Below are 25407 nucleotides of genomic sequence, written 5' to 3' on the forward strand. Positions count from 1 at the left end.
GCCGCCGTCCGGGAACCGGTGCGGTAGAGAGGGCGGGTGCGCCTCTACGCGGAACAACCGGATCGACTCGGCCTGCAGCTCACCGCGGACGTCCTGGCGGTGGTCTGGGTCGTGCTCTCCGTCGTCGCCGGCGTCGCGGTGTACGACGGCCTGCTCGCCCTGCAGGCGCCGGGGCGGACGCTGACCGAGGCGGGCGGGCGGATCGGGGAGACGTTCGCCGGTGCCGCCGGCGCCGCACGCGGGATCCCGTTCATCGGCGAGGACCTGGCGCGGGCGTTCGACCCGGCCACGGGCACCGGGGCCGACCTGGTCCGCGCCGGGCAGGAGTACGGCGACACGATCGCGACCGTGGCGTTCTGGGCCGGTGTGCTCGTGGTCCTCGGCGCGCTGCTGCCGGTCCTGCTGGGCTGGCTCCCGCTGCGCCTGCGCTACGCCCGTCGCGCCGGGGCCGCCGTCGTCGCCCGGGACACCTGCCCGGACCTGCTCGCCCTGCGCGCGCTCGGACGGGTCCCGGTCCGCCGTCTGGTCCAGGTGGCCCCCGACCCGGCCACCGCCTGGCGTCAGGGCGACCCGGCCGTGGTGCACCACCTCGCCACCCTCGAGCTCTCCGCCCTGGGCCTGCGCGCCCCCGCCGGGCCCCGACCCGGCCGGTAGGTCTCCCCCTTACCCGGGTGGTTCAGCTGAACCGCCCGGGTGACGCACCATGGCGGACCCGCGGCCGATCGGGAGCAATGCGGCGTCACTCGACCTCGGCCGCGGTTCAGCTGAACCGCACTCAGCCCTCCGGCAGCCGGGTGGCAGGCTGCGATCATGCCGCTCTTCTCCCTCGACGGGCTCACCCCGACCGTGCATCCGGACGCCTTCGTGGCCCCCACCGCCACCCTCGTCGGCGACGTCCGCGTCGAGGCCGGGGCGTCGGTCTGGTACAACGCCGTGCTCCGCGCCGACCTGGGGACCATCTTCGTCCGGGCGGGTGCGAACGTGCAGGACGGCTCGGTGCTGCACGGCGGCGACGACCCGTTCACCGAGGTCGGCGAGGGCGCGACGATCGGGCACCTCTGTGTCGTGCACGGCTGCGTGATCGGCGCCCGCGCGGTGGTCGGCAACGGCGCGACGATCCAGGACGGCGCCCGGATCGGTGAGGGCGCGATGGTCGCGGCCGGGTCGCTCGTCGCACCGAACGTCGAGATCGCGGCGGACCGTCTGGTGCTGGGCCCGGCGGCGAAGGAGAAGGGCCCGCTCACCGAGTCGGCCGCGTGGTGGGTGCGCAACAACCCGGGCTTCTACCAGGAGCTGGCCCGCCGGCACGCCGCCGGAGTCACCCCCGCCGACTGACCGCGAAACCTTTCCCGGCTCGATGTCGAGAACCCAGGCACGGCTCCGACCGGAGGGTGGGAGCGGGGCCGACGGCGGCCCGGCGAGCGAGGATCGGGAGTCGGCGATGAGCATCGTGACCTGCGACATGGCGATGTCGGTGGACGGCTACGTGGCCGGACCGGACCAGAGCCTGGAGGCGCCGCTCGGCGTCGGGGTCGAGCAGAGCCTGCACCGGTGGATGTTCGACGACGCGGTGACCAACGCCGCCGAGCTGGAGGCGATCACCGCCGCCGGCGCCTACGTGATGGGTCGCAACATGTTCGGCCCCGGGCGCGGCGGCTGGGACCTGGACTGGACCGGCTGGTGGGGCCCGGAGCCGCCGTACCACGGCCCGGTGTTCGTGCTGACCCACCACGAGCGGGCGGACCTGCCGATGCAGGGCGGGACGACGTTCCACTTCGTCACCGGCGGCGTCGGCGAGGCCGTGTCGCGGGCCCGGGAGGCCGCGGGCGGGAAGGACGTCGCGGTCGCGGGCGGCGCGTCGACGGTCAACCAGTGCCTGGCCGCCGGAGTGATCGACGAGCTGCGCCTGCACGTCGCGCCGGTGCTGCTGGGACGGGGCGAGCGGCTGTTCGAGGGCGTGGCCCGCACGGAGCTCACCCCGGTGTCGGCCCGGCACACCCCGTTCGTGACGCACCTGACCTACACCGTCGGAGAGGGCTAGACGTCCTCGCGCTCCGGGGACGAGGCCTGCGCCCAGTACCGGCGCGGGATCCGTCCGGCCCCGCGGGCGGCCCAGCCGGCCTCGACGCCGAGGCGCATCGCGTGCGCCATCCGCTCCGGGTCCCCGGCGCGGGTGACGGCGGTGGCCAGCAGCACGGCGTCGCAGCCCAGCTCCATGGCCTGCGCGGCCTCGGACGCGGTGCCGATGCCGGCGTCGAGCACCACCGGGACCCCGGCCCGGTCGACGATCATCTCGATGTTGTGCGGGTTGCGGATGCCCAGCCCGGTGCCGATCGGCGAGCCCAGCGGCATCACCGCGGCGCACCCGGCCTGCTCCAGCTTCCACGCCAGCACCGGGTCGTCGTTGGTGTAGGGCAGCACGGTGAACCCGTCGTCGACGAGCTGCTCGGCGGCGTCGAGGAGCTCCATCGGGTCCGGCAGCAGCGTCCGCTCGTCGGCGACGACCTCGAGCTTGACCAGGTCGGTCTCCAGGGCCTCCCGGGCCAGCCGCGCGGTCAGCACGGCCTCGGCGGCCGAGCGGCACCCGGCGGTGTTCGGCAGCACCTCGATCTCCAGGCGGCGCAGCAGGTCCAGCAGGCCGGTCCCGCCGGCGACGTCGACCCGCCGCATCGCGACGGTGGTCAGCTCCGTCCCGGACGCGAGGAGCGCCCGTTCCAGGATCTCCAGGTTCGACGCGCCGCCGGTGCCCATCACCAGCCGCGATCCGAACTTGCGCCCGCCCACGACCAGCGGCTCCATCTCGCTCATGCCTCAGCCTCCCTGCACCGCGGTCAGGATCTCCACCCGCGCACCCTCGACGAGCACGTGCCCGGCCCACCGAGCGCGGGGCACGACGTCGCCGTCCACCGCGACCGCGACGCCGCGCTCCGGCGCCCCTGCCGCCGACAGCGCGTCGGCGACGGTCGGCGTCCCATCCAGCCGGTGTTCGGTCCCGTTGATCCAGATCTGCATCGTTCAGCCCTTCCCGGCCGGGACGGAGGCGAACCGGGCCGGGTCGGCCGGGCGCACGTGGTCGGGCACCGGCTCCCCGTTCACCAGGTCCACGACGGCGGCCGCGGTGACCGGCGCGAGCAGCATCCCGTTGCGTCCGTGCCCGGTCGCCACGACGAGTCCCTGCGGCCCGGTCGTGCCGATCAGCGGCAGGTTGTCCCGGCTGCCCGGGCGCAGCCCCGCCGCGCTCTCGGTCAGCGCGTACTCCGCGATGCCCGGCAGGATCCGTTCCGCATCGCGCAGCAGGTCCCGCACCCCACCGACGGTGACGTCGGTGTCGAAGCCGTTCTCGCTGGTCGTGGCCCCGACGACGAGGTCGCCGTGACCGGGCGCGTCGCGCGGGACGGCGTAGACCGGACGGCCGTCGACCAGTGCGCGGACCGTGCGCGCCGGCGGCGGCAGCGCGCCCGCGCGGCGGGTCAGGCGCAGGATCTCGCCCTTCACCGGACGCACCAGGCCCCGCAGCGACGGGTGCAGCGACGACGAGTGCGCGCCCGCCGCGACGACCACCGCGTCGGCGTCGACGTCCGGCCCCTCGGCGCAGCGCACCCCGAGGACCCGCTCCCCGTCGTCGAGGACGGCCGTCGCGGCGCGTGCGTCCATGACCACCCCGGCCCGTGCACAGGCGGCGAGCAGGGCGTCGAGGAGCACCCGGTTGTCCACCGCGAGGTCGTCGGGAACCGACAGCCCGCCCCGCACGTCCGGCCCGATCGCGGGCTCCAGACGGCGCAGCTCACGGCCGTTGAGCCGCTGCACCGGACGTCCGAGGCGGCCCAGGTACCCGGCCAGCGCGTCCAGCTCGGCGCGGTCACCGGATCCGGTCGCCGCGACGACGGTGCCCTCGGTCCGCAACCCGGCCGGACGCCCGGCCGCCGCCTCCAGGTCGGCCGCGAACGACGCCCACGCCCGCACCGACGCGACGCCGAGCTCGAGCAGGTCCTCCTCGCCGGGCCAGCTCTCGGTGACCGGGGCCAGCATGCCGCCGGCCACCCAGGACGCCCCGGAGCACGGCGACGGGTCCACCAGCGTCACCCGCCACCCGGCGCTCGCGCACGAGAAGGCCGCGGACAGCCCGATCACTCCGCCACCGACGACGGCCAGATGCATTCCCACGATCTCCCTCCCTGCGCCGGCATGACCCGGATCAGGTTCGACGGTCGGGACCCTCGCCGGTCCCCTCTCAGCCCGGTGCGTCGCCGGACTCCCGTGTTCCACCTTCGCCCCCAGGCTACGCCGTAGCCTTCCCGCCGTGCCCCGACGAGATGCAGCGTCACTGCGACGACGACTCGACACCGCCCGCCTCTACCTCTGCACCGACGCCCGCAGCGACCGCGGCGACCTCGCCGAGTTCCTCGACGCCGCCCTGGCCGGCGGCGTGGACGTGGTCCAGCTGCGCGACAAGGGCGGACCCGACGGGCCGCTGGAGGCGAAGGCCGAGCTCGCGGCGCTGGAGGTGTTCGCCGACGCCTGCGCCCGGCACGACGCGTTGTTCGCGGTCAACGACCGTGCCGACGTCGCGCTGGCCGCCGGCGCGGACGTGCTGCACCTGGGCCAGGACGACCTGCCGGTCTCCTGGGCCCGCCGGGTGGTCGGCGACGACGTGATCATCGGCCGGTCCGCCCACAGCGACGCCGAGACCGCCGCCGCGGCCGGCGAGCCGGGCGTCGACTACTTCTGCTCCGGCCCCTGCTGGCCGACGCCGACCAAGCCCGGTCGCCCCGCCCCCGGCCTGGACCTCGTCCGCACGGTCGCCGGCCGGGAGCCGGAACGGCCGTGGTTCGCGATCGGCGGGATCGACCACGACCGTCTCGACGAGGTCCTCGACGCCGGGGCGAGCCGGATCGTCGTCGTCCGCGCGATCACCGAGGCCTCCGACCCGCAGGACGCCGCCCGGCGTCTGAAGAACCGGCTCGACGCGGCGGGCTGACCCGCACGACGCCCCGCACACGACGCAGGCCCCGCTCCGGGATCACCGGAGGCGGGGCCTGCGTGCGGGGGTCTACGTGCGGGGGAGGTCAGTTGGAGCTCGCGGCCCCGCCCCCGGAGTTGCCGCCGGAACCGCTCTGCCCGGACTGCTGCTGCCCGGACTCGGGCTGCTGCGAGGGCAGCACCCGGTTCAGGCCGTCCTGCAGCGGGTTGCTCGACGACGAGCCCGAGTCGCCGCTGCCGTTGCCGTTCTCCGAGGTCGAGGACGGGTCGGAGGTGGCGGTGCTGCTCGACGACGAGTCCGGCTCCGACGTCGACGTCGAGGACTCCGACGTCGACGTGGAGTCGCTGCTGCCGGTGTCGGTGTTCTCGGTCGTCCGCGGTGCCGAACCGGAGACCACGTTGCCGATCGACGTGCCGGTGCCGCCGCCGGTGATCGTCCCGCCCTTGATCCACTCGATGCCGGTGACCAGGAACATCGCCAGGCCGAACGCCAGCACCGCCCCGACGACCGACCAGACGACCTGCTTGCGGGTCATCCGCACGCGGGTCCAGTGCCGTCCCTTGCCGGGCGGGCGGGTGCTCGTGGCCGACGGGTCCAGCAGGACCGTCTCCTGGCCGTCCGGCCCGGCCAGGCCGGTGCCACCGTCCTGTGCCGCCGCCTGCCAGACCGCGGTGCCGCCCGGCCCGCCCTTGCGCTCCTTGATGCGCTGGGTGGTCCCGACGACCTTCGTGCGGGTGACGTCGATCGAGCGCTGGAAGAACGTCGTCGCGACCGTGGTGATGATCGAGCCGAGCGCCGCGCCGAGGATCGTTCCGACCGCACCCAGGAACGAGCCCAGGATCGCCGTGACGATCGCGGCGCCGGCCCCGGCGACCACCTTGTTGACGCTCAGGTCCGACGCCGGCTTCTCGTCCTTGCCGTCACCGGACGCCCCGCCCTTGCCCGAACCGCCCTTGCCCGAGCCGCCGTCCCCACCGGAACCGCCGCCGGGACCGCGTCCCCCGGGTCCCTTCGGCCCGACGGGACCGTTCGGCCCACCACCGAGGGGACCGGGCAGGTTCCCGGGCATCACCGAGGTGTTCCGCGTGGTCCGCGGCAGCACGCTGCCCGGCGAGCCGGCGCCGGGCGCGATCGCGCCGGTCACGGGCACCTCGGGGGTCCCGGGACCGGGCATCGCCCGGGTCGGACGCTGCTGGTTCACCGGCCCGGCCGGTCCCGGGCGGCCCTGCGGCCTGCCCGCGGGCGGACCCGACCGGGGAGGGGTCGCCGGGCGTCCTCCCGGCGGCGTCGCGTTCAGCGGCGGCCGTGCCGGCATCTCGCGTCGCTGGCGCGGCAGCTGCGGCGCGTCGGGGGTGGCCGTGTCGTGCCCGGGGTTCCGGGGCGGTCGGCCGGCGCCGGGTACGGCGTCGGCGGATCCGCGGTCCGGGTTCTGCTGGTGAGGCATGGCTCCTTGGTGGGGTCGTCGCCGAGTGCTCCGCTGGTGACAACGTGCGCGGATCCGCGCACGCCTCCGGACGATCACACGATGTGGTGATGTTCACGCCGACCGGCGGGGTCGGGGGACCGGCCGATTGTCACGAAGACGTCACGATCCTACCGTCGCAGTCGGTCGCGCAGGGTCACCGGGGGTGACGGATTCCCGGATGATCGGCCGGCAGCGCCGTACGCAGCAACGGCCACGAGACGAGCACGCTCAACGCCACCAGACCGGGGCTCACGACGGCCCGCGCGATGCCGAGCCAGACCACCTGGTCGGCCGCGTAGAGGGGCAGGAAGACCGCGAGCCGGACGGCGTACTGCGCCACCCACGCCCAGCTGGCCCGCTGGTAGCCGCGCACCAGGTCGGGGTCGCCGCGCCAGCGCGTGCGCTGCCCCAGCAACCCGCCGACGACCAGGCCCAGCAGTGGCCACCGGATCACGATCGACACGGCCCAGACCAGGGCACTCGCCATGTTCGACACGATCTGGAGCAGGAAGAAGTCCTCCGCCCGGCCCGTGTAGAGCGCGACCGCGGCGGCCGCCGCCACGCCCAGAAGCCCCAGCAGGACGGCCCGCGGACGGTCCCCGCGGGCGAGCCGGATCCCGGCGACGACGGCCGCCGCGAGGACGGCGGCACCGGCGGCCCAGCGGATGGACGAGCCCACGCCCGCGGCGTCGGTCGAGAGCCACACGACGACGAAGGCGACGACCGGGACCGCCGCGTCCACCGCGCCCGACCGGCCGCCCAGGATCTCCGCCAGCCCCGGTTCGGACGAGGTGGCGGGCTCACGGTCGGAGGTCACCCACCAAGGGTGCCCTATCCTCCGCGGTCCGCACGCCTCCCCCTGGCCCGACGGCCCCGATGGGGTGATCCTGGGGGTACCGGCGGGTAACACGCCGGTGAAGCGGAGCGAACGACCGTCAGGCGGCCAGGGGACCGCCGACGGACGTGGGGAGGCGGTAGCCGTGCACCACCGGAGCTACATCGCGATCGGCGACAGTTTCACCGAGGGTCTCGACGACTTCACCGACGACGGCCGCCCGCGCGGCTGGGCGGACCGGGTCGCCGAGCAGCTCGCCCAGCGCCATCCCGGGTTCACCTACGCCAACCTCGCCGTGCGCGGGAAGGTCCTCGACCAGATCGTCGCCGACCAGGTGCCGGTGGCCGAGCGGGTCCGCCCGGACCTGATCACGTTCTGCGCCGGCGGCAACGACGTCATCGGCTTCTCCTGCGACACCGACGACCTGGCCGCCCGTTTCGACGCCGCGCTCGGGCGCCTGGTCGCCACCGGCGCCGACGTCCTGATCTTCACGGGCTTCGACCTGGGCCGGATGCACCCGTTCATCCGCCGCCTGCGCGGCCGGATCGCCTGCTTCAACGAGCTGATGCGGGCGAGCGCCGAGCGGCACGGCTGCCGGGTCGTGGACCTGTGGGCGATGGACGCCCTCGCCGACCCGCGGGCCTGGGCGAGCGACCGCCTGCACCTGCTCCCGGACGCCCACGAGCGGGTCGCGCTGCGCGTGCTCGAGGCCCTGGGCGAGCCGGTGGACGCGGACTGGCGCACCCCGTGGCCGGACGGCGAGCCCGCCCCGTGGGTGGCGCGGCAGCGCGAGGACCTGCGCTGGTTCCGCCACCACGTGATGCCCTACGTCGGCAAGCGCCTGCGCGGCGAGCAGGTCTGGGACGACCACCGCCCGAAGCGCCCGGAGCTCTCACCGTTCTGACGCCGGGAGACCCGCACACACGACGAGGGCGCCCCCACTCCGGTCCGGAGTGGGGGCGCCCTCGTCGTGGGAGAGAGACTCAGCCCTCGGTGATCAGCGGGTACACGCCGTTCTCGTCGTGCACCTCCCGGCCGGTCACCGGCGGGTTGAACACGCAAACCGTCTTGATGTCGGTCTTCGGACGCACCTGGTGCTTCTCGTTGCCGCTCAGCACGTAGATCGAGCCGGGCGCCAGCTGGTAGGTGACGTCGTTGTCCTTGTCGTAGAGCTCGCCCTCACCCTCGGTGATGAAGACGGCCTCGATGTGGTTCGCGTACCAGAAGTCGTTCACCGTGCCGGCCTTGAGCACGGTCTCGTGCACGGAGAAGCCGACGCCGTCCTTGGCCAGGACGATGCGCTTGCTCCGCCAGTTCTTGTTCTCTGCCTCGACGTCCCGATCTGTGTCGGTGATCTCGTCAAGCGTGCGGACGATCATGTGGTGCTCAGCTCCCGGTTGCTGCTCGGACGGACTCGGCGATGATCGCGAGACCCTCGTCGAGCTCGTCGTCGGTCGTGGTCAGGGGGCACAGGACCTTCAGGACCTCATCGGAGGGTCCCGCGGTCTCCAGCAGCAGCCTGCGCTGGAAGGCCTCCCCCGCCACCTTGTCACCGAGCTCGGCGTTCTCGAACTGGAGGCCCCGGGCGAGCCCGCGGCCCTTCGCGAACATCTCGGTGCTCGGGGTGTCGTGGGCGATCTTGTTGAACGCCTCCTCGACGCGCTCGCCCTTGGCGATCGTCGACTTCTCGAGCGCGTCGTCGCTCCAGTATTCGTTGATCGCCGCGGCGGCGGTGACGAACGCGGGGTTGTTGCCGCGGAACGTCCCGTTGTGCTCGCCCGGGCCCCAGATGTCGTGCTCGGGCTTGATCAGCACCAGCGCCATCGGCAGGCCGTAGCCGGAGATGGACTTGGAGATGCAGACGATGTCGGGCTTGATGCCGGCGATCTCGAACGAGAAGAACGGGCCGGTCCGGCCGATCCCCATCTGGACGTCGTCGACGATCAGCAGGAGGCCCTTGCGCTTGCACAGGTCGTCGAGACCCTGAAGCCACTCGATGCGGGCCGGGTTCAGCCCGCCCTCGCCCTGCACCGTCTCCACGATGACCGCGGCCGGGTCGTTCAGGCCGGAGCCGGAGTCACCGAGCAGCTTCTCGAACCACATGAAGTCCGGCATCTTGCCGTCGAAGTAGTTGTCGTAGGGCATCGGCGTGGCGTGCACCAGCGGGATGCCGGCCCCGGTGCGCTTCATCGAGTTGCCGGTGACCGACAGCGCGCCCAGCGTCATACCATGGAACGCGTTCGTGAAGTTGATCATGGCTTCCTTGCCACTGATCTTGCGCGCCAGCTTCAGCGCGGACTCCACGGCGTTCGCGCCGGTCGGGCCGGGGAACTGGACCTTGTACTCGAGCCCGCGCGGAGCCAGGATCTTGTCCTGGAACGTGTGCAGGAACTCGCCCTTGGCCACCGTGTACATGTCCAGGCCGTGCGTGATGCCGTCGCGGGCCATGTAGTCCAGCAGCGGCTTCTTCAGCGCCTCCGGGTTGTGCCCGTAGTTCAGCGCACCGGCACCGCCGAAGAAGTCGAGGTAGACGTTTCCGTCGACGTCGGTGAGCCGGCTGCCCTTGGCCGTGTCGAACACGACCGGCCAGTTCCGGCAGTAGCTGCGAACCTCGGACTCGAGATCCTCGAAAACGGTCATGATGTCGTCTCACCCTTGGTCGTCGGGCCGATGCGGTACAGGTCCTCGGGTTCGTGACCGTCCCCGAGCAGTTCTCGTCCGAACAGATCGCTGCGCTCGATCGGCACGTCGTGTCGTTTCGCGAACGAGGTGAACAGCCGGATCGACGAGTCGTTGTCCGGCGTGATCGTGGTCTCCATCCGGTCGACGCCGGGAGCACCGTCGTAGACGGCGTCCAGCATCCGGCCGGCGAGACCCTCGCCCTGGGCGCTGGCGTCCACGCACACCTGCCAGACGACGACGGTCGTCGGCGCCTCCGGCCGCATGTATCCGGTGACGTAGCCGACGGCCCGGTCGCCGCGCACGGCGACGACCGAGGTCGCGGCGAAGTCCCGGCACCACAGCACGTAGGCGTAGCGGGAGTTGGCGTCCAGCACCTGCGACTCGACGGCGAGTCGCCACATGCCCACACCGTCGGCCGGCTCCGGAACGCGGATCTCGATGTCGGATACGGCGTCCGGGGAGCGCGCAGGCGCTCCTGTCTCGGCCTCTTCGGGTGCGATCATGTCGAGAAAAGTTAACAGCGTCCTACGCCGGATGCAGCCGCTGAGGGGGTCGTTCATGCGTCCGACGTGCGTGTTCTGTGACCGGGAGCACGCTCGGACGGCCCACCGGGACCGGCTTTTCTCCGGACCCCGGGCGGGGTGAACCCCCTGCTGGCCACCCGGGCCGGAGGGTCGGCGGGCCGACACCGCGTGATCGCGGACCCGGGGGGCGCGGCGCGACCGGGCGCACATTCGTGGCCCTCACCACTCTGCGCGACGACGATCTTCGCGGGTTCGGCCGTTCGTGCGGATGCACTTGCATCTGCACGCAGGCGGGTTCACCATGGACTTTCACACCCGCCGTCCGGAGGTGCTCGCCGTGCTCGTTCCGCTTGATCCATCGGATCACGGCTCGCACGCCTGTAGCCCGGGAACCGATCGAGGGATGCTCCGGTGAACCGCAGAGCCCCGGTCGTGGCCGACGTCGAGTGTGACCAGAACGCCCTCGTCACCTGCGCCCGTGACGGCATGAACCACGTCGTCGCGCACGTCGTGCTGGCCGACTCGCTCGCCGCCGGCACGGGGCAGTGCACGGCCGTCTGCGGCCACGTGGTGCTGCCCGCGTCGTTGTCCAGCCCGCCCGGTTCCCGCTGCCTGCTGTGCGCGGAGGCCACCGGCGTCGGCGTCGAGACGCGTCGTGAGCCCCGTCGCCGCTGGGGCGTCTCGCGGACGCTCCCGGGCCGCACGCTCCGCGCGTCCTACTGACCCCGGCTCACGACCCGGCGACCCGCTCCAGGATCGCCCGGCAGAGCACGTCGGCGTCGACGCCGAGCCCGCGTACCGGGACCACCACCGGGCTGCCGAACCGCTCCAGCGACGACTGACGGGTCCGTCGCAGCAACGTCCCCGAGTCGCGGACCAGGGCGTCGGGATCGGTGACCTCGACGACGACGAGGCTGCTCTTCTCGTCGAACGGCTCGACGCGGGCGCCGGTGACCCGGTCCCAGCCCAGCCGCCCCATCCCGGCCGGCGAGGCATGGTCGACGATCCCGGCGTCGTCGACGACCACCCGCGGCCGGCCCCGCACCAGCTGCGCGAGTTGGTAGACCGCCACGGGCGCGAAGAACAGGATCGCCAGCACCCCGACCGGCAGCGCGAGCAGCGGCCCGGTGGTGAGCGCGATCCCGGCCACCAGGAACAGCACCGCGACCAGGAGCGTCAGGACCTGGCGGAGCAGGGGCGGGCGCGCGTCGACGGCGGTGGCGGGTCCGGGCTGCTCGGTCACGCCCGGAGGGTAGCCCGGCCCCCTAGATGCGGACGAAGGTCGCGACACCCTGCAGCTCGGTGATCGTGCTGCGCTCGAGCTGGCCGTGGTCCGCGGCCGGGGCGATCGAGGCGAGGTGCACCGTCGTGATGCCGATCGTCTGTATTCGGACCCGCTCGCCGGGGCGCACGCGCACGCGCGGCACGAGCACGGTCAGCGTGGTGCGGCCGCGGTCCGGGGCCTCCTGCAGCGTCACCGAGACCGAGCTCCCGACGATGCCCTGCTCGTCGACGACCTCGTCCGCGGTGAACGTCCGCGCGGGAGCCGCACCCCGGTAGCCGAGCTGCACCTCACCGGCCGGCCCGGGCGAGACCGTGATCTCCAGCCCGTCCCCCGACACCGTGTAGTGGTTGGCGTCCGCCAGTCCCTCGTCCACCCTGCCACCAGCCCTTCCGGTTCCCCCCGACGTGGATCGGTGCCGGACTCGCGGATCGGAGCGGAGGCGTTACACGCCCGGTCACCGTCCCCCGGTGACGTCCAGGACCGCTCCGGTCACGTAGCTCGCCTCGTCGCCGAGCAGCCACGCGATCGCGCCGGCGACCTCGTCCGGACGCCCGGCGCGGCCCATCGGTATGCCGGGCGCCATCCGCTCCACCCGGCCGGGCTCCCCCGCGGTCGCGTGGAAGTCGGTGTCGATCAGCCCGGGCCGGACGGCGTTCACCCGGATCCCGTCGGCGACGACCTCCTTGGCCAGACCCACCACGAGCGCCTCGACGCCGGCCTTGGCCGCGGCGTAGTCGTTCCACTCGTCCGGCGAGCCGAGGACGGCGGCCCGCGACGTCACGTGCACCAGGGCCCCACCGGCGCCGCCGTGCCGGGGTGCCATCCGCAGCACCGCCTCCCGCGAGCACAGCAGGGCAGCCCGCAGGTTCAGTGAGAGGACCTCGTCGATCCGCGCGGCGGTCATGTCCTCCAGGCGCTGCCGCGACGGCGCGCCGCCGGCGTTGGCCACCACCCCGGTCACCGGGCCGAGCTCGGCCACGGCGGTGTCGAACAGCCTCACCACGTCGGCCTCGACGGCCAGGTCCGCGGCCACCGCGACGGCCCGGACCCCGGACGCGCGACAGTCGGCCGTCACCGCGTCGGCCGAGACGCCGTCTGCGCGGTAGCCGATGACGACGTCGTGTCCGCGCTCCGCGAGCAGCCGTGCCGTCGCGGCTCCGACGCCGCGACTGCCGCCGGTCACCAGCACCGTTCCCGTCATCGGGGCACCGTACGACGCCCGGAGACGGATCGAGCCGGGAGAGCGATGCTCCCCCGGCTCGGGTCGTTCGTGTCCGCCCGGCTCAGGCGGTGGTCGGGGAGGCCACGGCGTGGGCGTTCCCGGTCCGGCGGGCCCAGTTCTTCTGGGCGTAGGCCGCCAGTCCGGCCGCGATCCCCACGCCTGTACCGGCCCCGACGATCAGTGTTGCGAGCAGCACAGACATGGTCTACCTCCTCCGATGAGCAACGGTCACCCGTTGCGCTGTGCGATGCGGTGTTGCATCCACCTAGAAAATCGCACACCTGAGGGGAGACGTTCCACCTGTCGATCACTCGCTCTCCGTGAGCCGTCCCACATCACGATCATGAGGTATCCGCAGGTGAAGACGGCTTTTCGGACGATCGGGGAGTCAGGCGGCGTCGTTGCGCACTGCGCCGCGCTGTTCCACCGGAGTGGACTGCTCCACGGGCGCGGGCGCGGCGACGGCCGGCTTGGCGGCCTCCTCGTCCTCCTTGAGCCCACGCATCTCGCCCTTCAGGACGCGCGTGGACTGGCCGACGGAGCGGGCCAGGTCGGGCAGCTTCTTGGCGCCGAACAGCAGCAGCAGCACGGCCAGCACGATCAACCAGTGGGTGGGGCTCATCGCTCCCATGTGGATCTCCTCGGGTCGAGGTGCCCCGGGTCGGTCCCGGGGGTCGTGAGGTCAGGGTCCCATCCGGCGCGGGCTGGTGTGGACACCGGCCCGCGCCGGACGTGAGGTGGGACTCAGCCGTTGGCGTCGGAGGTGTTGACCTCGCCGTTCACGCCCGCCGGGAAGAAGCCGCCCTTCGTGACCTGCGCCGGGTTCAGGTACGCGATGTTCAGCACCTGACCGGGGGTACGCGAGAACGCGATCGAGTTCGCGTCGGCCGGCACGATGTTCGCGTCGCCGTCGGAGTCGGTGATGCCCTGGTCCAGGTCGTCCGGGCCGTCGAGCGAGTCACGCGCGTCGGAGATCTTGTTCGCGATGTCCGCGGCGCCGCCGGCGAGCAGCAGGGTGCGCACGAGACCGGCGTGGTAGGCCTCGACGGCCAGGATGCCGGCCGCGGCCTCCAGGAACGTCTTGTTCGCGATCAGCGGCGAGGCGCCCTTGTAGGCGGTGACCCCGACGTCCTCGAAGATGAAGGCGCCCAGCAGGAAGCTGGTCTCGTCCTTGAACGGGTCGAAGGTCTCGCCCTGCTTGATCACACCGGCCGCGGTGGCGGCGGCGGTGAACGCGTCCTGCAGGTCGATGGCCGGGCGGGCGACCTTGGCGTCACCCAGGGCCTTGCGCAGGAAGTCGACGTGGGCGTTCTCGTCGCCCGCGATCTCGGCGGCGTACTGCTTGCCCAGCTTGGTCTCGAAGTTGACCTTGTAGCCGCCGGTCACCTCGCCGAGGGTGCCCGCACCGTCGATCTGGTTGTCCTTGAGGCCCTCGCCGGTCAGCGCGCGGAGGTAGAACTCGGCCTCGAGGTACTCGAGGTTCAGCGCGAAGTTGAGGACGGCGGCGTCGGACGGTCCGCCGGCCTCGCTGCCGCCCTTGCCGTGGTCGCCCTCGTCACCGGCGAGCGCGATCCCGCCGCCGAGGACGCCCAGGCCGGCCACACCGACACCGGTCAGACCGGCCGCCCGGAGGAAGCGGCGGCGGTCCATCGGGTTCTCCGAGCTGCGGTCGATCGCATCCCGGATGAACGTCTCGTTGAATCCTTCGAACACGTATGTCTCCAGTGTCTCGTCGCATGCCCGTGCCGTCACCCCGGGCTCGCCCCGGGGCGGGGGAAACGTCGGCGGACGTGCCCCAACGGACGCCCGCAAGCGCGAGCCCCCCGTTACCGAGCCCAACGACACGCCACCGACAACGATGTCACCCGATCGTGTGAAAACCGCATTCCTGAATTCTTCGATGCACGATTGTGCGGAGCAACGAGAATGCTCCCCGGACAGACGATCCGTGACACCGTTCCCATTTCTCGGGCCCGGTGGCCCCGGCGGTACGGACAGGTCGGCGACGCCGGGGCACGGCCGTCCCCTCCACCCGGGCAGCCGGGCAGGCCTCCGGGCCGGACCCCGGACGGAACGACGGCCACCCGCCGTGAGCTGCGGCATCGACGCTCTCGCCGATCACCGCGAGGGACCGGCCGCCCGGACAGACGCTGGCACGCATGGACATCCGCGACGCCGTACGGCTTGAATGACGCAGCGACGACGCCGACCGGAGAGGAGCGCGGTGAGCACCGTGCCTGTGACGGACACCGAGAGCCCCGCACATTTCTCGCAGGAATCGCACCCGGAATTCGGTCCGGCCGACATCGTGGACACCGAGCGTTATCCACTCGGAAATCGTTGCGCCGAAACGTACTCCGCGGCCGTCGCGCGGGCCCGAACCGCGCTCGCCGCCGACGGCTGTGCCGTGCTGCCGGGGTTCGTCCGGGACTCCTGGCTCGACCGGCTACGGACCGAGGGCCGCGACGTCGCGCCGCGGGCCTTCGTCGAGACCCGCACCGTCAACGTCTACAACACCGGGGCCGTCGACGAGTCCCTCCCGCCCGGGCACCCGGCGCGGGTGCGCTTCGAGCGGGGCAACGCGTTCGTCGCCCGCGACCACATCCCGGACTCGGCGGCGATCCACCGTCTCTACCGCGACGCGGGCTTCCAGGCCTTCCTCGCCGACTGCTTCGGGCTGGCGCAGCTGCACGAGCTCGCCGACCCGCTCGCGGGCCTGTGTCTCAACGTCGTGACCGACGGGCGGTCGCACCCCTGGCACTTCGACACCAACGAGTTCGCGATCAGCATGCTCACCCAGGCCCCGGAGGCCGGGGGCGTCTTCGAGTACTGCCCGGACATCCGCAGCGCCGGAGCGGAGAACCCCGACGACGTCGCCGACGTGCTGGCCGGTCGCGGCGAGCACCTCATCCGGCGGATCGCCCTGCGTCCCGGCGACCTGCAGCTGTTCCGCGGGCGGTACTCACTGCACCGGGTCACCGAGGTCGCCGGGCCGACCGACCGGCACAGTGCGATCTTCTCCTTCAGCGAGCGGCCCGGGGTCGTCGGTTCGCCCGACCGCACCCGGCAGCTGTTCGGGCGGGTGACCGACGTGCACGACCGCCCGCGTGCGGTCCGCGTCGACGAGCTGATGGACTGACGCCGTGACCGACACCGACGTCTCCACCGCCACGTTCGGCAACGACGACCGCCTGCCGCAGGTGCCGCTGCCGACGCTCGAGAACAGCGCCGCTCGGTTCCTGGAGTGGTGCGCCCCGCTGCTGACCGACGAGCAGCTGGCCACGACGAGGGCCGCGACCGACGAGCTCCTCGCCCCGGACGGCCCCGCCCGCGCGCTGCACGCCGACCTGGAGCGCTTCGCCGCACGGGACGACGTCGCGAGCTGGCTCGACGAGTTCTGGCCGCGCCGCTACCTCGGCCGCCGGGACCGGATCGCGCTCAACGCGAACTTCTTCTTCCTGTTCGGGGACTCGGACTCCGACCAGCCCACCCGTGCCGCGGAGCTGACCGTCGCCGCACTCGGGCACAAGGCACAGCTCGACGACGAGTCGTTCCCGCCGCTGCTCGCCCGCGGCGCGCCGCAGTCGATGGAGCAGAGCAGGCACCTGTTCTCCACCACCCGCATCCCCGGGGCGCCACAGGACACCGTCCGGACGCCGTACTCCGACGAGTGGCCCGGTCCCTCCACCGAGCGCCACATCCTGGTGCTGTCCCGCGGGCGGATCCACCGGATGGACGTCCTCGGCGCCGACGGGCACCCGCACACCGTCGACGAGATCGCGGCCGGGATGCGCACCGTGCTGGCCGCGGCGACCGACCGGGCGCCGGTCGAGGAGTCGGTCGGCTCCCTGACCACGAAGGCCCGCGCCGAGTGGGCCGCGTCCCGGTCCGCGCTCGCCGCGCTCGACCCGGCCAACGCGGACGCGATCGACCTGATCGAGCGCGCGCTGTTCTGCGTCGACCTCGACGACGTCACCCCCACCGGTTCAGGCGACGACCGCGACCAGCAGATCTGCCGCGCGATGCTGGCCGGCGACAGCGGCAACCGCTGGTTCGACAAGGCCGTCTCGTTCGTCGTGCTCGCCGACGGCACCGCCGGGATCAACGTCGAGCACTGCCTGCTCGACGGCACCACGATCCTGACCCTGGTCGACGCGATGCTCGGCGAGCCCGTCTCCGCCCATGCCGAGCGGGTCGGCGCGCGCAGCCAGGGCGAGCCGGCCGTCACGCCGGTGAAGTTCGTGCTCGACGACGCGCTGCGCGCCGACGTCCGCGCCGCCGCCGAGGACTTCGACGCGTTCCTGGCCGCGACCGCGACGACCGTGCTGACGTTCGACGACTTCGGCGCGGAGGTGGCGAAATCGCTGGGCAGCTCGCCGGACGCGTTCGTGCAGATGGCCTACCAGCTCGCCCACCGCCGGGCCCGCGGCCTGACCGCGGCGACCTACGAGTCGATCGCGACCCGGCAGTTCCGGGGCGGGCGCACCGAGGCGATGCGGGTGGTGACGCCCCAGGTCGTCGCGTTCGTCGACGCGATGGAGGACGCCTCCTCCGACGCCGGTGCCCGCCGGGAGGCCTTCCGGGCCGCCGCGGCCGCGCACGGTGCGCGGGCCAAGCAGTGCCAGGCCGGTGACGCCCCCGAGCAGCACCTGTGGGAGCTGGAGCTGATCCAGGAGCGTCGCGGCGCCGACATCGGCGTGACCGAGCCGATGGCACTGTTCGACTCCCCCGGCTGGCAGATCATGCGGTCGGACTACCTCTCGACCAGCTCGGCCCCGTCGACGCACATCCGGTACTTCGGGTTCGGCTCGACCAGCGAGCAGTGCATCGGCGTCGCCTACGTGCTGCTCCCGGACCGCCTGCACGTGCACCTGAGCACCCCGGAGGCCGTCGCCGGGCAGATGACCGCGTTCGCCACCGAGCTGCGCCGCGCGGTCGCCGAGCTGCGGGAGCTGCTCGGCTCGGAGTGAGCGACGCGGTTCAGCTGAACCGGGTTGCCCGTGGCCCCGCCGAGGTGGTCGAGTCTGCTGACGTGGAGAGATTCCTGGTCACGGGCAGCTCGGGACACCTCGGCGAGGCGCTGGTGCGCACGCTGCGCGGCCGCGGCGACGACGTCGTCGGCCTCGACGTGCTGCCCTCGCCCTGGACGTCGGTGGTCGGGTCGGTCACCGACCCCGGCGTCGTCCGGCGCGCGCTCGACGGCGTGACGCACGTGCTGCACACCGCGACGCTGCACAAGCCGCACGTCGGCTCGCACCCGCGGCAGGCGTTCGTCGACGTCAACGTGAGCGGGACGCTCGCCCTGCTCGAGGCCTCCGCCGCGGCCGGGGTGACGAGCCTGGTGTTCACGAGCAGCACCAGCGCGTTCGGCCGGGCCCTGTCGCCCCCGGCCGGCGCGCCCGCGGCGTGGATCACCGAGGACGTGGCCCCGGTCGTCCGCAACGTCTACGGCGCGACCAAGACCGCCGCCGAGGACCTGTGCGAGCTCACCGCGCGCGACCTCGGGCTGCCGGTGGTCGTGCTGCGGACCTCGCGGTTCTTCCCCGAGGGCGACGACCGCGACGACGTCCGCGACGCCTACCCGGACACGAACCTCAAGCTCGTCGAGTACCTCTACCGCCGGGTCGAGATCACCGACGTCGTCGACGCGCACCTGCTCGCCGCCACGCGCGCCCCCGGGCTGGGGTTCGGGCGCTACGTCGTCAGCGCGACCACACCGTTCACCCGCGACGACCTGGCCGAGCTCGGCCGTGACGCCCCGGCCGTCGTCGCGCGCCGGGTGCCGGAGCTGGCGCGGTTCCTCGACGCGCGCGGCTGGCGGATGCTGCCGGCGCTGGACCGCGTCTACGTCAACGAGCGGGCCCGCGCCGACCTCGGCTGGACCCCGCGCCACGACGTGCACGCGGTGATGGAGCTGATCGCCACGACCGGTGACGCCCGCTCGCCGCTCGCCCGCGCCGTCGGGGAGAAGGGCTATCACGCCGTCCCGACCGGGATCTACACGCGGTGACGGCGCCACCTACACGTCCGGGTGCGGGAGCGGAAGCAGGTTCACCACGACGGGTGGAGTCCGGCCGTCCGCGCTAACGCCGCAGGTCCGGGGGCCGGTGTCAGGGGTGTGAGGCCCGCACACCGACCGATCGGAGGCAGACCGTGACCGAGCCGCAGCCCTGGCCGACGACCGTGCAGCGCAGGCGGGAGGCCGGCGACGCCGACCCCGGGCCGGGCGCCGGCGCCGCCGTGTCCGCACCGCAGGAGCACGGGTCCGGGGACCCGGCGTCGGAGATCCCGACGCCCCGTCACGGCAACCCCGCGGACCGCCCGGTGACCGCCGGCCGCGTGCCGTCCCCGTTCCCGCGCCAGCGCGACGCCGGCCCGTCCCCGGACCCCGCACCGAGCCAGGCGGGCCCGGATGCCGCCCGGCAGTACGACGCCGGGGAGCCGTACCCGCGGCTGCCGCGCCCGGCCCCGCAGGTGCCCCGGCAGCCGTCGCCGGACGCCCGGCAGGACGCGGACCAGCCGCGGCCGACGCACGTCCGGGACCTGGTGGGGCCCCGTGCAGCCCGGTCCGCGCCCGCCGCCCCGGCGACGACCGTGGTCGTGCGGGACTCGGGTGCGATGACCGCGCTCCGCGTCGTCACCTACGTCCTCGTGTCGCTGGCGAGCCTGGTGTTCCTGGCGTTCGTGGTCTACGGCGGGATCAGGTACGTGCAGCTGCGCGACACGCTCTCGACCTCGCCGTTCGGGTCGCTGAGCAGCTCGTCGCCGGGCTCGGGCACGCCGGCGATCTGCGTGACCGACCCGACGAGCGAGGCCTGCGCGAACTACTGACCTACTGCACGTCCGAGTCGGGCGGCGGGAGCTGCACCGTGCGGTCCTTCTCGACGGAGCCGACCCCGTCGAGCACGCCGAGGGCCTGCATGCCCGACTCCTCGCACGACCCGGTGATCACGCCGACGGCGCGCAGGACGTTCTCCACCTGCACGCCGGCCGCCTCGAGCCGGGCGACGACCTCGTCGATCCGGTCGACGTGGCCGTCGGCGACCGAGATCGTCACCTTCTCCGACACGGTGCCTCCCCTCCCTCAGGCGCCGGGTGCCCGGACGAGCCCGGACCCGACGTCGCCGGACGGCAGCGGCAGCCGCTGCGCGGCCTGCACGAGCTGGGCCCAGAGCTGCTGCCCGGTCGCCCCGGTGCGCTGCGACCACAGCGCGGCGATGCCCGCGACGTGCGGCGTCGCCATGGACGTGCCGGAGATCGTGTTCGTGTTCTGCGGCGACGGCCAGCTGGAGTAGACGTCGACGCCCGGTCCGGCGATGTCGATCTGGCCGCCCTCGACGGCCGAGCTCGCGGCGGAGAAGTCGGCGATCGCCAGCGCGCTGTCCACCGCGGCCACCGCCATCACCGACGGGCTGTTGGCCGGGATCCCGACGAAGCCGGCGTTGCCCTTGCTGCGCTCGGCGTTGTTGCCCGCCGCCGCGACGATCAGCGAGCCGGCGTCGAGCGCCCGGCGCCCGACGTTCTCGTAGGCCGCCGAGACCTCGTTGACGTCCGAACCCAGCGACATCGAGATCACCCGGGCGCCGCTGGTGATGGCCCAGTCGATGCCCTCCAGGATGCCGGCGTCGGTGCCGGAGCCGTCGTCGCCGAGGACCTTGCCGATGATCAGGGTGGCCTCGTGCGCGACGCCGTAGCGGCGGCCGGTGGTGGGGGCGAGCGGGCCCGCGGTGGTGCCGGCGGTGTGCGTGCCGTGGCCCTGCACGTCCTGAACCGGCTGCCCGTCTACGAACGAGCGGGACTCGATCTGGCGGCCGGCGAAGTCGGGGTGGGTGAGGTCGAGACCGGTGTCGAGCACCGCGACGGTGATCCCCTTGCCGGTCTCCGGGCTCTGGTCGGCGCCGGTGGCCTGCAGACCCCAGGTCACCTTGTCGGTGTCGCCGAACTGCGCGGTGCCGACCGTCCCCGTGCCGGCGCCCGCACCCGCGGCCTGCTCGTGCAGGAACCGCGCGGCGTCGGAGAACCCGCGCAGGTACTCCTCGGACAGCGGGTTGCCGATCGCGTACTGCACCCGCTCCGGCTCCACCCCGACCAGGCGCCGGTCGGCGCGTGCCGCGCGCAGCTGCTCCGAGGTCAGGTCGGCGACGGCGATGCCCAGCCGGGAGAACAGCGTCGGCCGGGCGCCCCCTCCGGCGGTGGTCGGCCCCGCGGCGTCGCGGGTGCTGGTCACCTCCGAGAGCCCGGTCAGCTCCTGCACCGCACTGCGGGCCGCGGAGTCGTCGTCACCCAACAGGGCGTCCCCCAGGACCAGCAGGTACCGGCCGGTCGTCGTGACCCTGCTCCCGTTTCCGACCGCGCGCGCTGCCACCATGTCGCCTCCTGATCTTCGACGTCCGTCGGGGCCATCGTGCCGAAGGTCGGGCCGCGAGGCACGGTGGCGCGGCCACGGATCAGCGACGCGGATCCCGGTCCCCCGCTGTCCGAGGCTCCTGCCACACGTAACCACGACGAGGGCTCGTCGGAGCACCGTCCGCACGGACGAGTCCTTCTTCCATCAGTTGCCGGACCACACTCAGCACGGTCGGTCGAGAACGGCGTGTCTCCCTGGCCAGGTCGACCGCCGTCGTACGTCCGGACCGTCGGAACGCGGCGACCACCGCGTCGTAGGTCGACGCCTCGTCCGCCGCATCGAGTGGATCGGGAAAGAGGCCGTCGTCCGATCGGGTCCGCCCGGCCAGCCGGTAGCGCGCGTACCGACGCCCGCCGGTGCGGGTGGCGAGACCCGTCGCGACCAGGTCCCCGAGAACCCCCGTCGCCTCGACGCGATCGGCGCCGTACTCCCGGAGATCGGCGTTGCTCAGGTCCTGACCGTGCGCCAACAGTGCCAGCGCAAGATCGTGCAGCTGGGTGAAGCCGGGTCGTCGCACCTCGTCGAGCCACCGTCTGGTGTCCGGGTCCATGAGCTCCGAACGGGCGAGACGGACCTCGAACCGACCGGGTGGGTTGACGAAGCGGGGCCGGGCCTGACCCGAACGCCGGAGCTCGCGGATCATCGTCGGGATCCCGGAGGCCCGGTTCTCGGCGACAAGGCGGTCGCTGCGGGGCATGTAGGTGTCGGAGAGGAGCTGCGCCAAATAGGAGTTCCTCGACGACGACACTCCCTCCTCGCCCAGGTCCACCAGCGTGACCGGTCCGAAGAGGTCGCCGGGACTACGTACGATCAACCTGTCCGGATGAAGCTCGATGAGAATCTGCGTCCCTCGGGTCACCGGGCTGTAGTCACGATGCAGCAGCGCATTCACCACTGCTTCGCGGACCGCTTCCATCGGATAGTCGAGCTGTTCCTGCCGGCCAGCCTCGGTGACGAACCCGCGGACGGCGATGTTGCGGCGGATCGCCGCAACGGATTCGCTGACGAGTTCGGGAATCGACCCCCGGAAGACCGGGTTGTCCAGGAATCGGGGCGACTCGCCGGGACGATTCGCATCGCTACCGGGGTAGACGACCAACGAGACCATCAACTGAGGGAAGAACTTCTGGGGGAACTCGCCCAGGGCGAGCAGGCCGCCGAGGGACGGTACGTACTCACCCGACTCGTCGCGCACGATCACCCGCAGCCGACTCAGTGCGACCTCGTCGCCGACGTCGCGCAACGACCGGCTGGTCGATCGAGCTCGCTCCAGCATCCGTCCGACCGCGCCGGGGTCCAGGTCGTCGAGACCGGCGCCCGTCACCGGCTCGATGTCGTAGGTCGGCTGCCCTCGGTTCGCGATCGCCAGCCCGATCTCGGCCTGGGTCATCCGCCGGTCACCGTCGCCGGTCCGGACGTAGGACCCGTTCGCGATGCCACGCTTGACGACGAAACAGGGTCGTAGGTCGGAGGGCAGAGGGACGATCTCGGCGACCACCACGATTCCGTTCCCGGTGTCCACCATCTCGACGGATGCCCGGACGGGAGGCTCGAGCTGGTCGCTCAAGGCGGATGCGAGGTCATTGCGGAGCTTGACCGGATCCCCCACGTCGACGACGACGAATCCACCCGGCTCGTCGACTCCGAGCACGATCAGTCCACCGTTGCCGTTGGAGAATGCTGAGGCCGTCTCCGCCACGGTGGTCGGCAGACCACCCTCAGCTCTCTTGACCTCGACGTCGGTCGGCTCGCCGCCGAGCTGCCGGAGACCGGTCAGGAGGAGTTCGAGGTCCTGGGGATCCACGTCTCACATCTTTCAAGCTTTCAAGCTGACTTTCAAGTTACTCGAAAGCTTTCAGGTGGAGCGAACGTGCCGATCTGCAGCGCCTACCGGGTGCCCGACCGGTAACGGCCCGGTGTCGTCCCGGTGCGCTTGCGGAACTCGCGGGTCAGGTGGCTCTGGTCGGCGAAGCCGCAGCGTGCGGCGACCTCGAACAGCGGGGTGGCGCTCCGTTCCAGGAGGACGCGGGCCCGGCCGACGCGGGCCTGCAGCACGAACTCGTGCGGCGTCGTACCGGTGGTCAGACGGAAGCGGCGGGCGAACCGGAAGCGGCTCATCCCGGCCACGGCGGCCAGCTCGTCGAGCGTCAGCGACGCGTCCAGGTTCCGGTGCACGTGGTCGCGGACGCGGCGTTCCTGGGCGAACGTCAGGGCCTCGGTGCCACCGGGCTCGCGCAGCCGCACCCGGGCGTGTCGGCGCAGCACGTGCACGGCGATCTGGGACGACAGGGCCTCGACCATCAGACCGCTGCCGGTCGCGCCGAGCTCCGTCTCGTCGCCGATCAGCAGCGCGGTGCGGTGGATCGCCGGGTCCTCGGTCCGGATGACGTCGCGCAGCTCGATGTCGGCGACGTCGCGGCCGTACATCTCCCGGCCGGCCCGTGCCAGCGCCGTGCGGCTGAGCGGGACCTGCACGACCTCGACGCCGGCCGGGCGGTCCCAGAGCGGTTCGGCGTCGCGGGTCAGCAGCGACACGTCGCCCGGGCCGAGCGACTCCTGCCGCCAGCGGCCGCCGACCCGGCAGCGCAGCGATGTCCGTCCCCGGCGGTGCGCCACGACGGTGTAGTCGGGCGGGAGGTCCCGCGCGGGCACGACGTGGTCGTCCGGCACCGCGCACCTCCCCGTCCACACCCGTCGCCCCACCGTACGAGACGTGACCGTGATCACATAAGGGTTCGTCGATGATTCGCCGCGCCGCGCGGCGGCCCCACCTGCGCGGTCGATCCATGTCGGACACCCCACGGCAAGGACGTGCCAGGCGGGAGCACGTTCGTACAAGCCGCCGGGGACCGTCCCCGGGCATCGTGGTCCAGGTCACACACGGCGGCGACGATGCCCCGGCCTCACCCCACAGGAGTGCTCCATGCCCGACACGATGCGCGCCCTCGCCATTCTCCGAGTCGGGGAGGTCGGCCTGGTCGAGCGGGACATCCCCCGGGCGGGCCCGGGCGAGGCCGTCGTCCGCACCACGGCGTCGCTGATCTGCACCTCCGACGTGCACACCGTGGCCGGCGCGCTGCCGGTCCCCGACGGGCGGCTGCTCGGTCACGAGAGCGTCGGCATCGTGCACGAGGTCGGCGAGGGCGTGACGACCTGCAAGGTCGGCGACCGGGTCGCGGTCAACGCCGTCACCCCGGACGGCACCTGTGACGCCTGTCAGCAGGGCTACACCTCGCAGTGCGGCGGGCCGCTGGGCGGCTACCGGTTCACCATCCAGAAGGACGGCAACCTCGCCGAGTACTTCCACGTCAACGACGCCGACTACAACCTCGCCCCGATCCCGGAGGGCCTGGCCGACGAGGTCGCCGTCTACGCCTGCGACATGCTCTCCACCGGCTTCATCGGGGCGGAGAACGCGAACATCCCGATCGGCGGGACGGCGGCCGTGTTCGCCCAGGGCGCCGTCGGTCTCTCGGCCACGATGGGCGCCAAGCTCTGCGGCGCGGGCCTGATCATCGCCGTCGAGGGCATCCCGGGCCGAGCGGCGCTGGCCAAGCAGTTCGGCGCGGACATCGTCATCGACCCGGCCGACGGCAACGTCGCCGAGCAGATCATGGACATCACCCACGGCGGCGTCGACGGCGCGATCGAGGCGCTCGGGCACCCCGACACCTGGGAGGGCTGCCTGCGCTCGACGAAGGCCGGCGGCACGATCTCCAACCTGGGCTACCACGGCGTCGAGGGCCCGACCCTGTCCATCCCGCTCGACGCGTTCGGGCTCGGCATGTCCGGGAAGAAGATCGTCACCGACCTCTGCCCGGGCGGCCGGGAGCGGATGTCGCGGCTGATGCGCCTGCTCGACACCAACAAGGTCGACCCGACTCCGATGACCACCCACCGGTTCGCCATCGGTGACGTCGAGGCGGCGTTCGAGACGATGAGCTCGAAGTCCGACGGCGTGGTGAAGCCGCTGATCACCTACCCCTGACCGCCCGCGGACGGTCCG

General features: G+C 72.8%; 29 protein-coding genes. 11 read left to right on the plus strand and 18 right to left on the minus strand.

What is annotated here, in order from left to right; genetic code table 11:
* Positions 1-36: 36 nt before the first annotated feature.
* The 3 genes from EV383_RS27875 to EV383_RS27885 all read left to right on the plus strand — a co-directional run bounded on the left by EV383_RS27875 (position 37) and on the right by EV383_RS27885 (position 2041).
* Positions 37-654 carry a hypothetical protein gene (locus EV383_RS27875; RefSeq protein WP_130292696.1) on the plus strand — a complete coding sequence of 206 codons (618 nt, stop codon included), beginning with the start codon at positions 37-39 and terminating at the stop codon, positions 652-654.
* Between the two features lie 156 nt (positions 655-810).
* Positions 811-1335, plus strand: coding sequence for a gamma carbonic anhydrase family protein (locus tag EV383_RS27880; RefSeq protein ID WP_130292698.1), 525 nt, complete (start codon positions 811-813; stop codon positions 1333-1335).
* Between the two features lie 106 nt (positions 1336-1441).
* Positions 1442-2041 (plus strand): dihydrofolate reductase family protein, encoded by a 600-nt coding sequence (locus EV383_RS27885; protein ID WP_130292700.1) that lies wholly within the window; start codon positions 1442-1444, stop codon positions 2039-2041.
* Here EV383_RS27885 and thiG read toward each other — a convergent pair.
* The 3 genes from thiG to thiO are packed head-to-tail and all read right to left on the minus strand — an operon-like array spanning position 2038 to position 4158.
* Positions 2038-2799 carry a thiazole synthase gene (gene thiG / locus EV383_RS27890; RefSeq protein WP_165438603.1) on the minus strand — a complete coding sequence of 254 codons (762 nt, stop codon included), beginning with the start codon at positions 2797-2799 and terminating at the stop codon, positions 2038-2040. The genes EV383_RS27885 and thiG overlap by 4 nt on opposite strands.
* A gap of 12 nt (positions 2800-2811) precedes the next feature.
* The gene (gene thiS / locus EV383_RS27895) at positions 2812-3012 is read right to left on the minus strand and encodes a sulfur carrier protein ThiS (RefSeq protein WP_130292704.1); all 201 of its coding nucleotides are present in this window, start codon (positions 3010-3012) and stop codon (positions 2812-2814) included.
* A 3-nt stretch (positions 3013-3015) separates the two neighbouring features.
* Positions 3016-4158 (minus strand): glycine oxidase ThiO, encoded by a 1143-nt coding sequence (gene thiO, locus EV383_RS27900; protein WP_207223876.1) that lies wholly within the window; start codon positions 4156-4158, stop codon positions 3016-3018.
* 142 nt (positions 4159-4300) lie between these two features.
* Here thiO and thiE point away from each other — a divergent pair, with 142 nt between their 5' ends.
* A complete protein-coding gene (gene thiE, locus EV383_RS27905; protein ID WP_130292706.1) occupies positions 4301-4978 on the plus strand; it encodes a thiamine phosphate synthase in 678 nt (225 codons plus the stop codon).
* 88 nt (positions 4979-5066) lie between these two features.
* Here thiE and EV383_RS27910 read toward each other — a convergent pair whose 3' ends face one another.
* Together EV383_RS27910 and EV383_RS27920 are read right to left on the minus strand one after the other, a co-directional pair.
* On the minus strand, positions 5067-6425 hold the full coding sequence (locus tag EV383_RS27910; RefSeq protein ID WP_165438527.1) for a hypothetical protein: 1359 nt from the start codon (positions 6423-6425) through the stop codon (positions 5067-5069).
* Between the two features lie 175 nt (positions 6426-6600).
* Positions 6601-7263 carry a DUF3159 domain-containing protein gene (locus EV383_RS27920; RefSeq protein WP_130292712.1) on the minus strand — a complete coding sequence of 221 codons (663 nt, stop codon included), beginning with the start codon at positions 7261-7263 and terminating at the stop codon, positions 6601-6603.
* Positions 7264-7426: 163 nt separating this feature from the next.
* Between EV383_RS27920 and EV383_RS27925 the strand changes: the two genes are divergently transcribed.
* The gene (locus tag EV383_RS27925) at positions 7427-8185 is read left to right on the plus strand and encodes an SGNH/GDSL hydrolase family protein (protein ID WP_130292714.1); all 759 of its coding nucleotides are present in this window, start codon (positions 7427-7429) and stop codon (positions 8183-8185) included.
* A 79-nt stretch (positions 8186-8264) separates the two neighbouring features.
* On the opposite strand, the gene EV383_RS27930 is transcribed toward EV383_RS27925, so the two are convergent.
* From EV383_RS27930 to ectA, 3 genes are read right to left on the minus strand one after another with little or no spacing between them, the layout of a single operon-like run.
* A complete protein-coding gene (locus EV383_RS27930) occupies positions 8265-8660 on the minus strand; it encodes an ectoine synthase (RefSeq protein WP_130292716.1) in 396 nt (131 codons plus the stop codon).
* A 7-nt stretch (positions 8661-8667) separates the two neighbouring features.
* Complete coding sequence (ectB, locus tag EV383_RS27935; protein ID WP_130292718.1) at positions 8668-9921, minus strand: diaminobutyrate--2-oxoglutarate transaminase; 1254 nt, start codon at positions 9919-9921, stop codon at positions 8668-8670.
* Complete coding sequence (ectA, locus tag EV383_RS27940; RefSeq protein WP_130292720.1) at positions 9918-10466, minus strand: diaminobutyrate acetyltransferase; 549 nt, start codon at positions 10464-10466, stop codon at positions 9918-9920. The genes ectB and ectA overlap by 4 nt, the downstream gene beginning before the upstream one ends.
* A gap of 432 nt (positions 10467-10898) precedes the next feature.
* Here ectA and EV383_RS27945 point away from each other — a divergent pair, with 432 nt between their 5' ends.
* Entirely contained in the window at positions 10899-11210 is a 312-nt protein-coding gene (locus EV383_RS27945) for a hypothetical protein (RefSeq protein ID WP_130292722.1), read from the plus strand.
* A gap of 7 nt (positions 11211-11217) precedes the next feature.
* Here EV383_RS27945 and EV383_RS27950 read toward each other — a convergent pair whose 3' ends face one another.
* The 6 genes from EV383_RS27950 to EV383_RS27970 form a co-directional block, all read right to left on the minus strand.
* Positions 11218-11730, minus strand: a complete 513-nt coding sequence (locus EV383_RS27950; RefSeq protein WP_130292724.1) for an STM3941 family protein — start codon at positions 11728-11730, stop codon at positions 11218-11220.
* Positions 11731-11752: 22 nt separating this feature from the next.
* A complete protein-coding gene (locus EV383_RS27955) occupies positions 11753-12145 on the minus strand; it encodes a hypothetical protein (protein WP_130292726.1) in 393 nt (130 codons plus the stop codon).
* Between the two features lie 81 nt (positions 12146-12226).
* The gene (locus tag EV383_RS27960; RefSeq protein WP_130292728.1) at positions 12227-12973 is read right to left on the minus strand and encodes an SDR family oxidoreductase; all 747 of its coding nucleotides are present in this window, start codon (positions 12971-12973) and stop codon (positions 12227-12229) included.
* 82 nt (positions 12974-13055) lie between these two features.
* Positions 13056-13196: a hypothetical protein gene (locus tag EV383_RS31490; protein WP_165438528.1), complete on the minus strand. Its 141-nt coding sequence runs from the start codon at positions 13194-13196 to the stop codon at positions 13056-13058.
* A 186-nt stretch (positions 13197-13382) separates the two neighbouring features.
* Positions 13383-13625: a Sec-independent protein translocase subunit TatA gene (gene tatA / locus EV383_RS27965; protein WP_130292729.1), complete on the minus strand. Its 243-nt coding sequence runs from the start codon at positions 13623-13625 to the stop codon at positions 13383-13385.
* Positions 13626-13738: 113 nt separating this feature from the next.
* On the minus strand, positions 13739-14644 hold the full coding sequence (locus tag EV383_RS27970; RefSeq protein ID WP_130295128.1) for a ferritin-like domain-containing protein: 906 nt from the start codon (positions 14642-14644) through the stop codon (positions 13739-13741).
* Between the two features lie 655 nt (positions 14645-15299).
* Here EV383_RS27970 and EV383_RS27975 point away from each other — a divergent pair.
* The 4 genes from EV383_RS27975 (at position 15300) to EV383_RS27990 (ending at position 19825) form a co-directional block, all read left to right on the plus strand.
* Positions 15300-16133 (plus strand): HalD/BesD family halogenase, encoded by an 834-nt coding sequence (locus EV383_RS27975; RefSeq protein ID WP_130295130.1) that lies wholly within the window; start codon positions 15300-15302, stop codon positions 16131-16133.
* Between the two features lie 4 nt (positions 16134-16137).
* A complete protein-coding gene (locus EV383_RS27980) occupies positions 16138-17964 on the plus strand; it encodes a choline/carnitine O-acyltransferase (protein WP_130292731.1) in 1827 nt (608 codons plus the stop codon).
* Between the two features lie 62 nt (positions 17965-18026).
* Complete coding sequence (locus EV383_RS27985; RefSeq protein ID WP_130292733.1) at positions 18027-19004, plus strand: NAD-dependent epimerase/dehydratase family protein; 978 nt, start codon at positions 18027-18029, stop codon at positions 19002-19004.
* A 143-nt stretch (positions 19005-19147) separates the two neighbouring features.
* Positions 19148-19825 carry a hypothetical protein gene (locus EV383_RS27990; RefSeq protein ID WP_130292735.1) on the plus strand — a complete coding sequence of 226 codons (678 nt, stop codon included), beginning with the start codon at positions 19148-19150 and terminating at the stop codon, positions 19823-19825.
* A gap of 1 nt (position 19826) precedes the next feature.
* Here the strand turns inward: EV383_RS27990 and EV383_RS27995 are convergent, their stop codons facing one another.
* The 4 genes from EV383_RS27995 to EV383_RS28010 form a co-directional block, all read right to left on the minus strand.
* Positions 19827-20063, minus strand: a complete 237-nt coding sequence (locus EV383_RS27995; RefSeq protein WP_130292737.1) for a ketohydroxyglutarate aldolase — start codon at positions 20061-20063, stop codon at positions 19827-19829.
* A 15-nt stretch (positions 20064-20078) separates the two neighbouring features.
* Positions 20079-21362: a S8 family serine peptidase gene (locus EV383_RS28000; RefSeq protein ID WP_130292739.1), complete on the minus strand. Its 1284-nt coding sequence runs from the start codon at positions 21360-21362 to the stop codon at positions 20079-20081.
* 79 nt (positions 21363-21441) lie between these two features.
* Positions 21442-23205, minus strand: a complete 1764-nt coding sequence (locus EV383_RS28005) for an ATP-binding protein (RefSeq protein WP_130292741.1) — start codon at positions 23203-23205, stop codon at positions 21442-21444.
* A gap of 83 nt (positions 23206-23288) precedes the next feature.
* Positions 23289-24071 carry an AraC family transcriptional regulator gene (locus EV383_RS28010; protein WP_130292743.1) on the minus strand — a complete coding sequence of 261 codons (783 nt, stop codon included), beginning with the start codon at positions 24069-24071 and terminating at the stop codon, positions 23289-23291.
* Between the two features lie 253 nt (positions 24072-24324).
* Between EV383_RS28010 and EV383_RS28015 the strand changes: the two genes are divergently transcribed.
* Positions 24325-25389 (plus strand): zinc-binding dehydrogenase, encoded by a 1065-nt coding sequence (locus EV383_RS28015; protein ID WP_130292745.1) that lies wholly within the window; start codon positions 24325-24327, stop codon positions 25387-25389.
* Positions 25390-25407 lie beyond the last annotated feature (18 nt).

Source organism: Pseudonocardia sediminis (assembly GCF_004217185.1).
GTDB classification, from domain to species: Bacteria; Actinomycetota; Actinomycetes; order Mycobacteriales; family Pseudonocardiaceae; genus Pseudonocardia; species Pseudonocardia sediminis.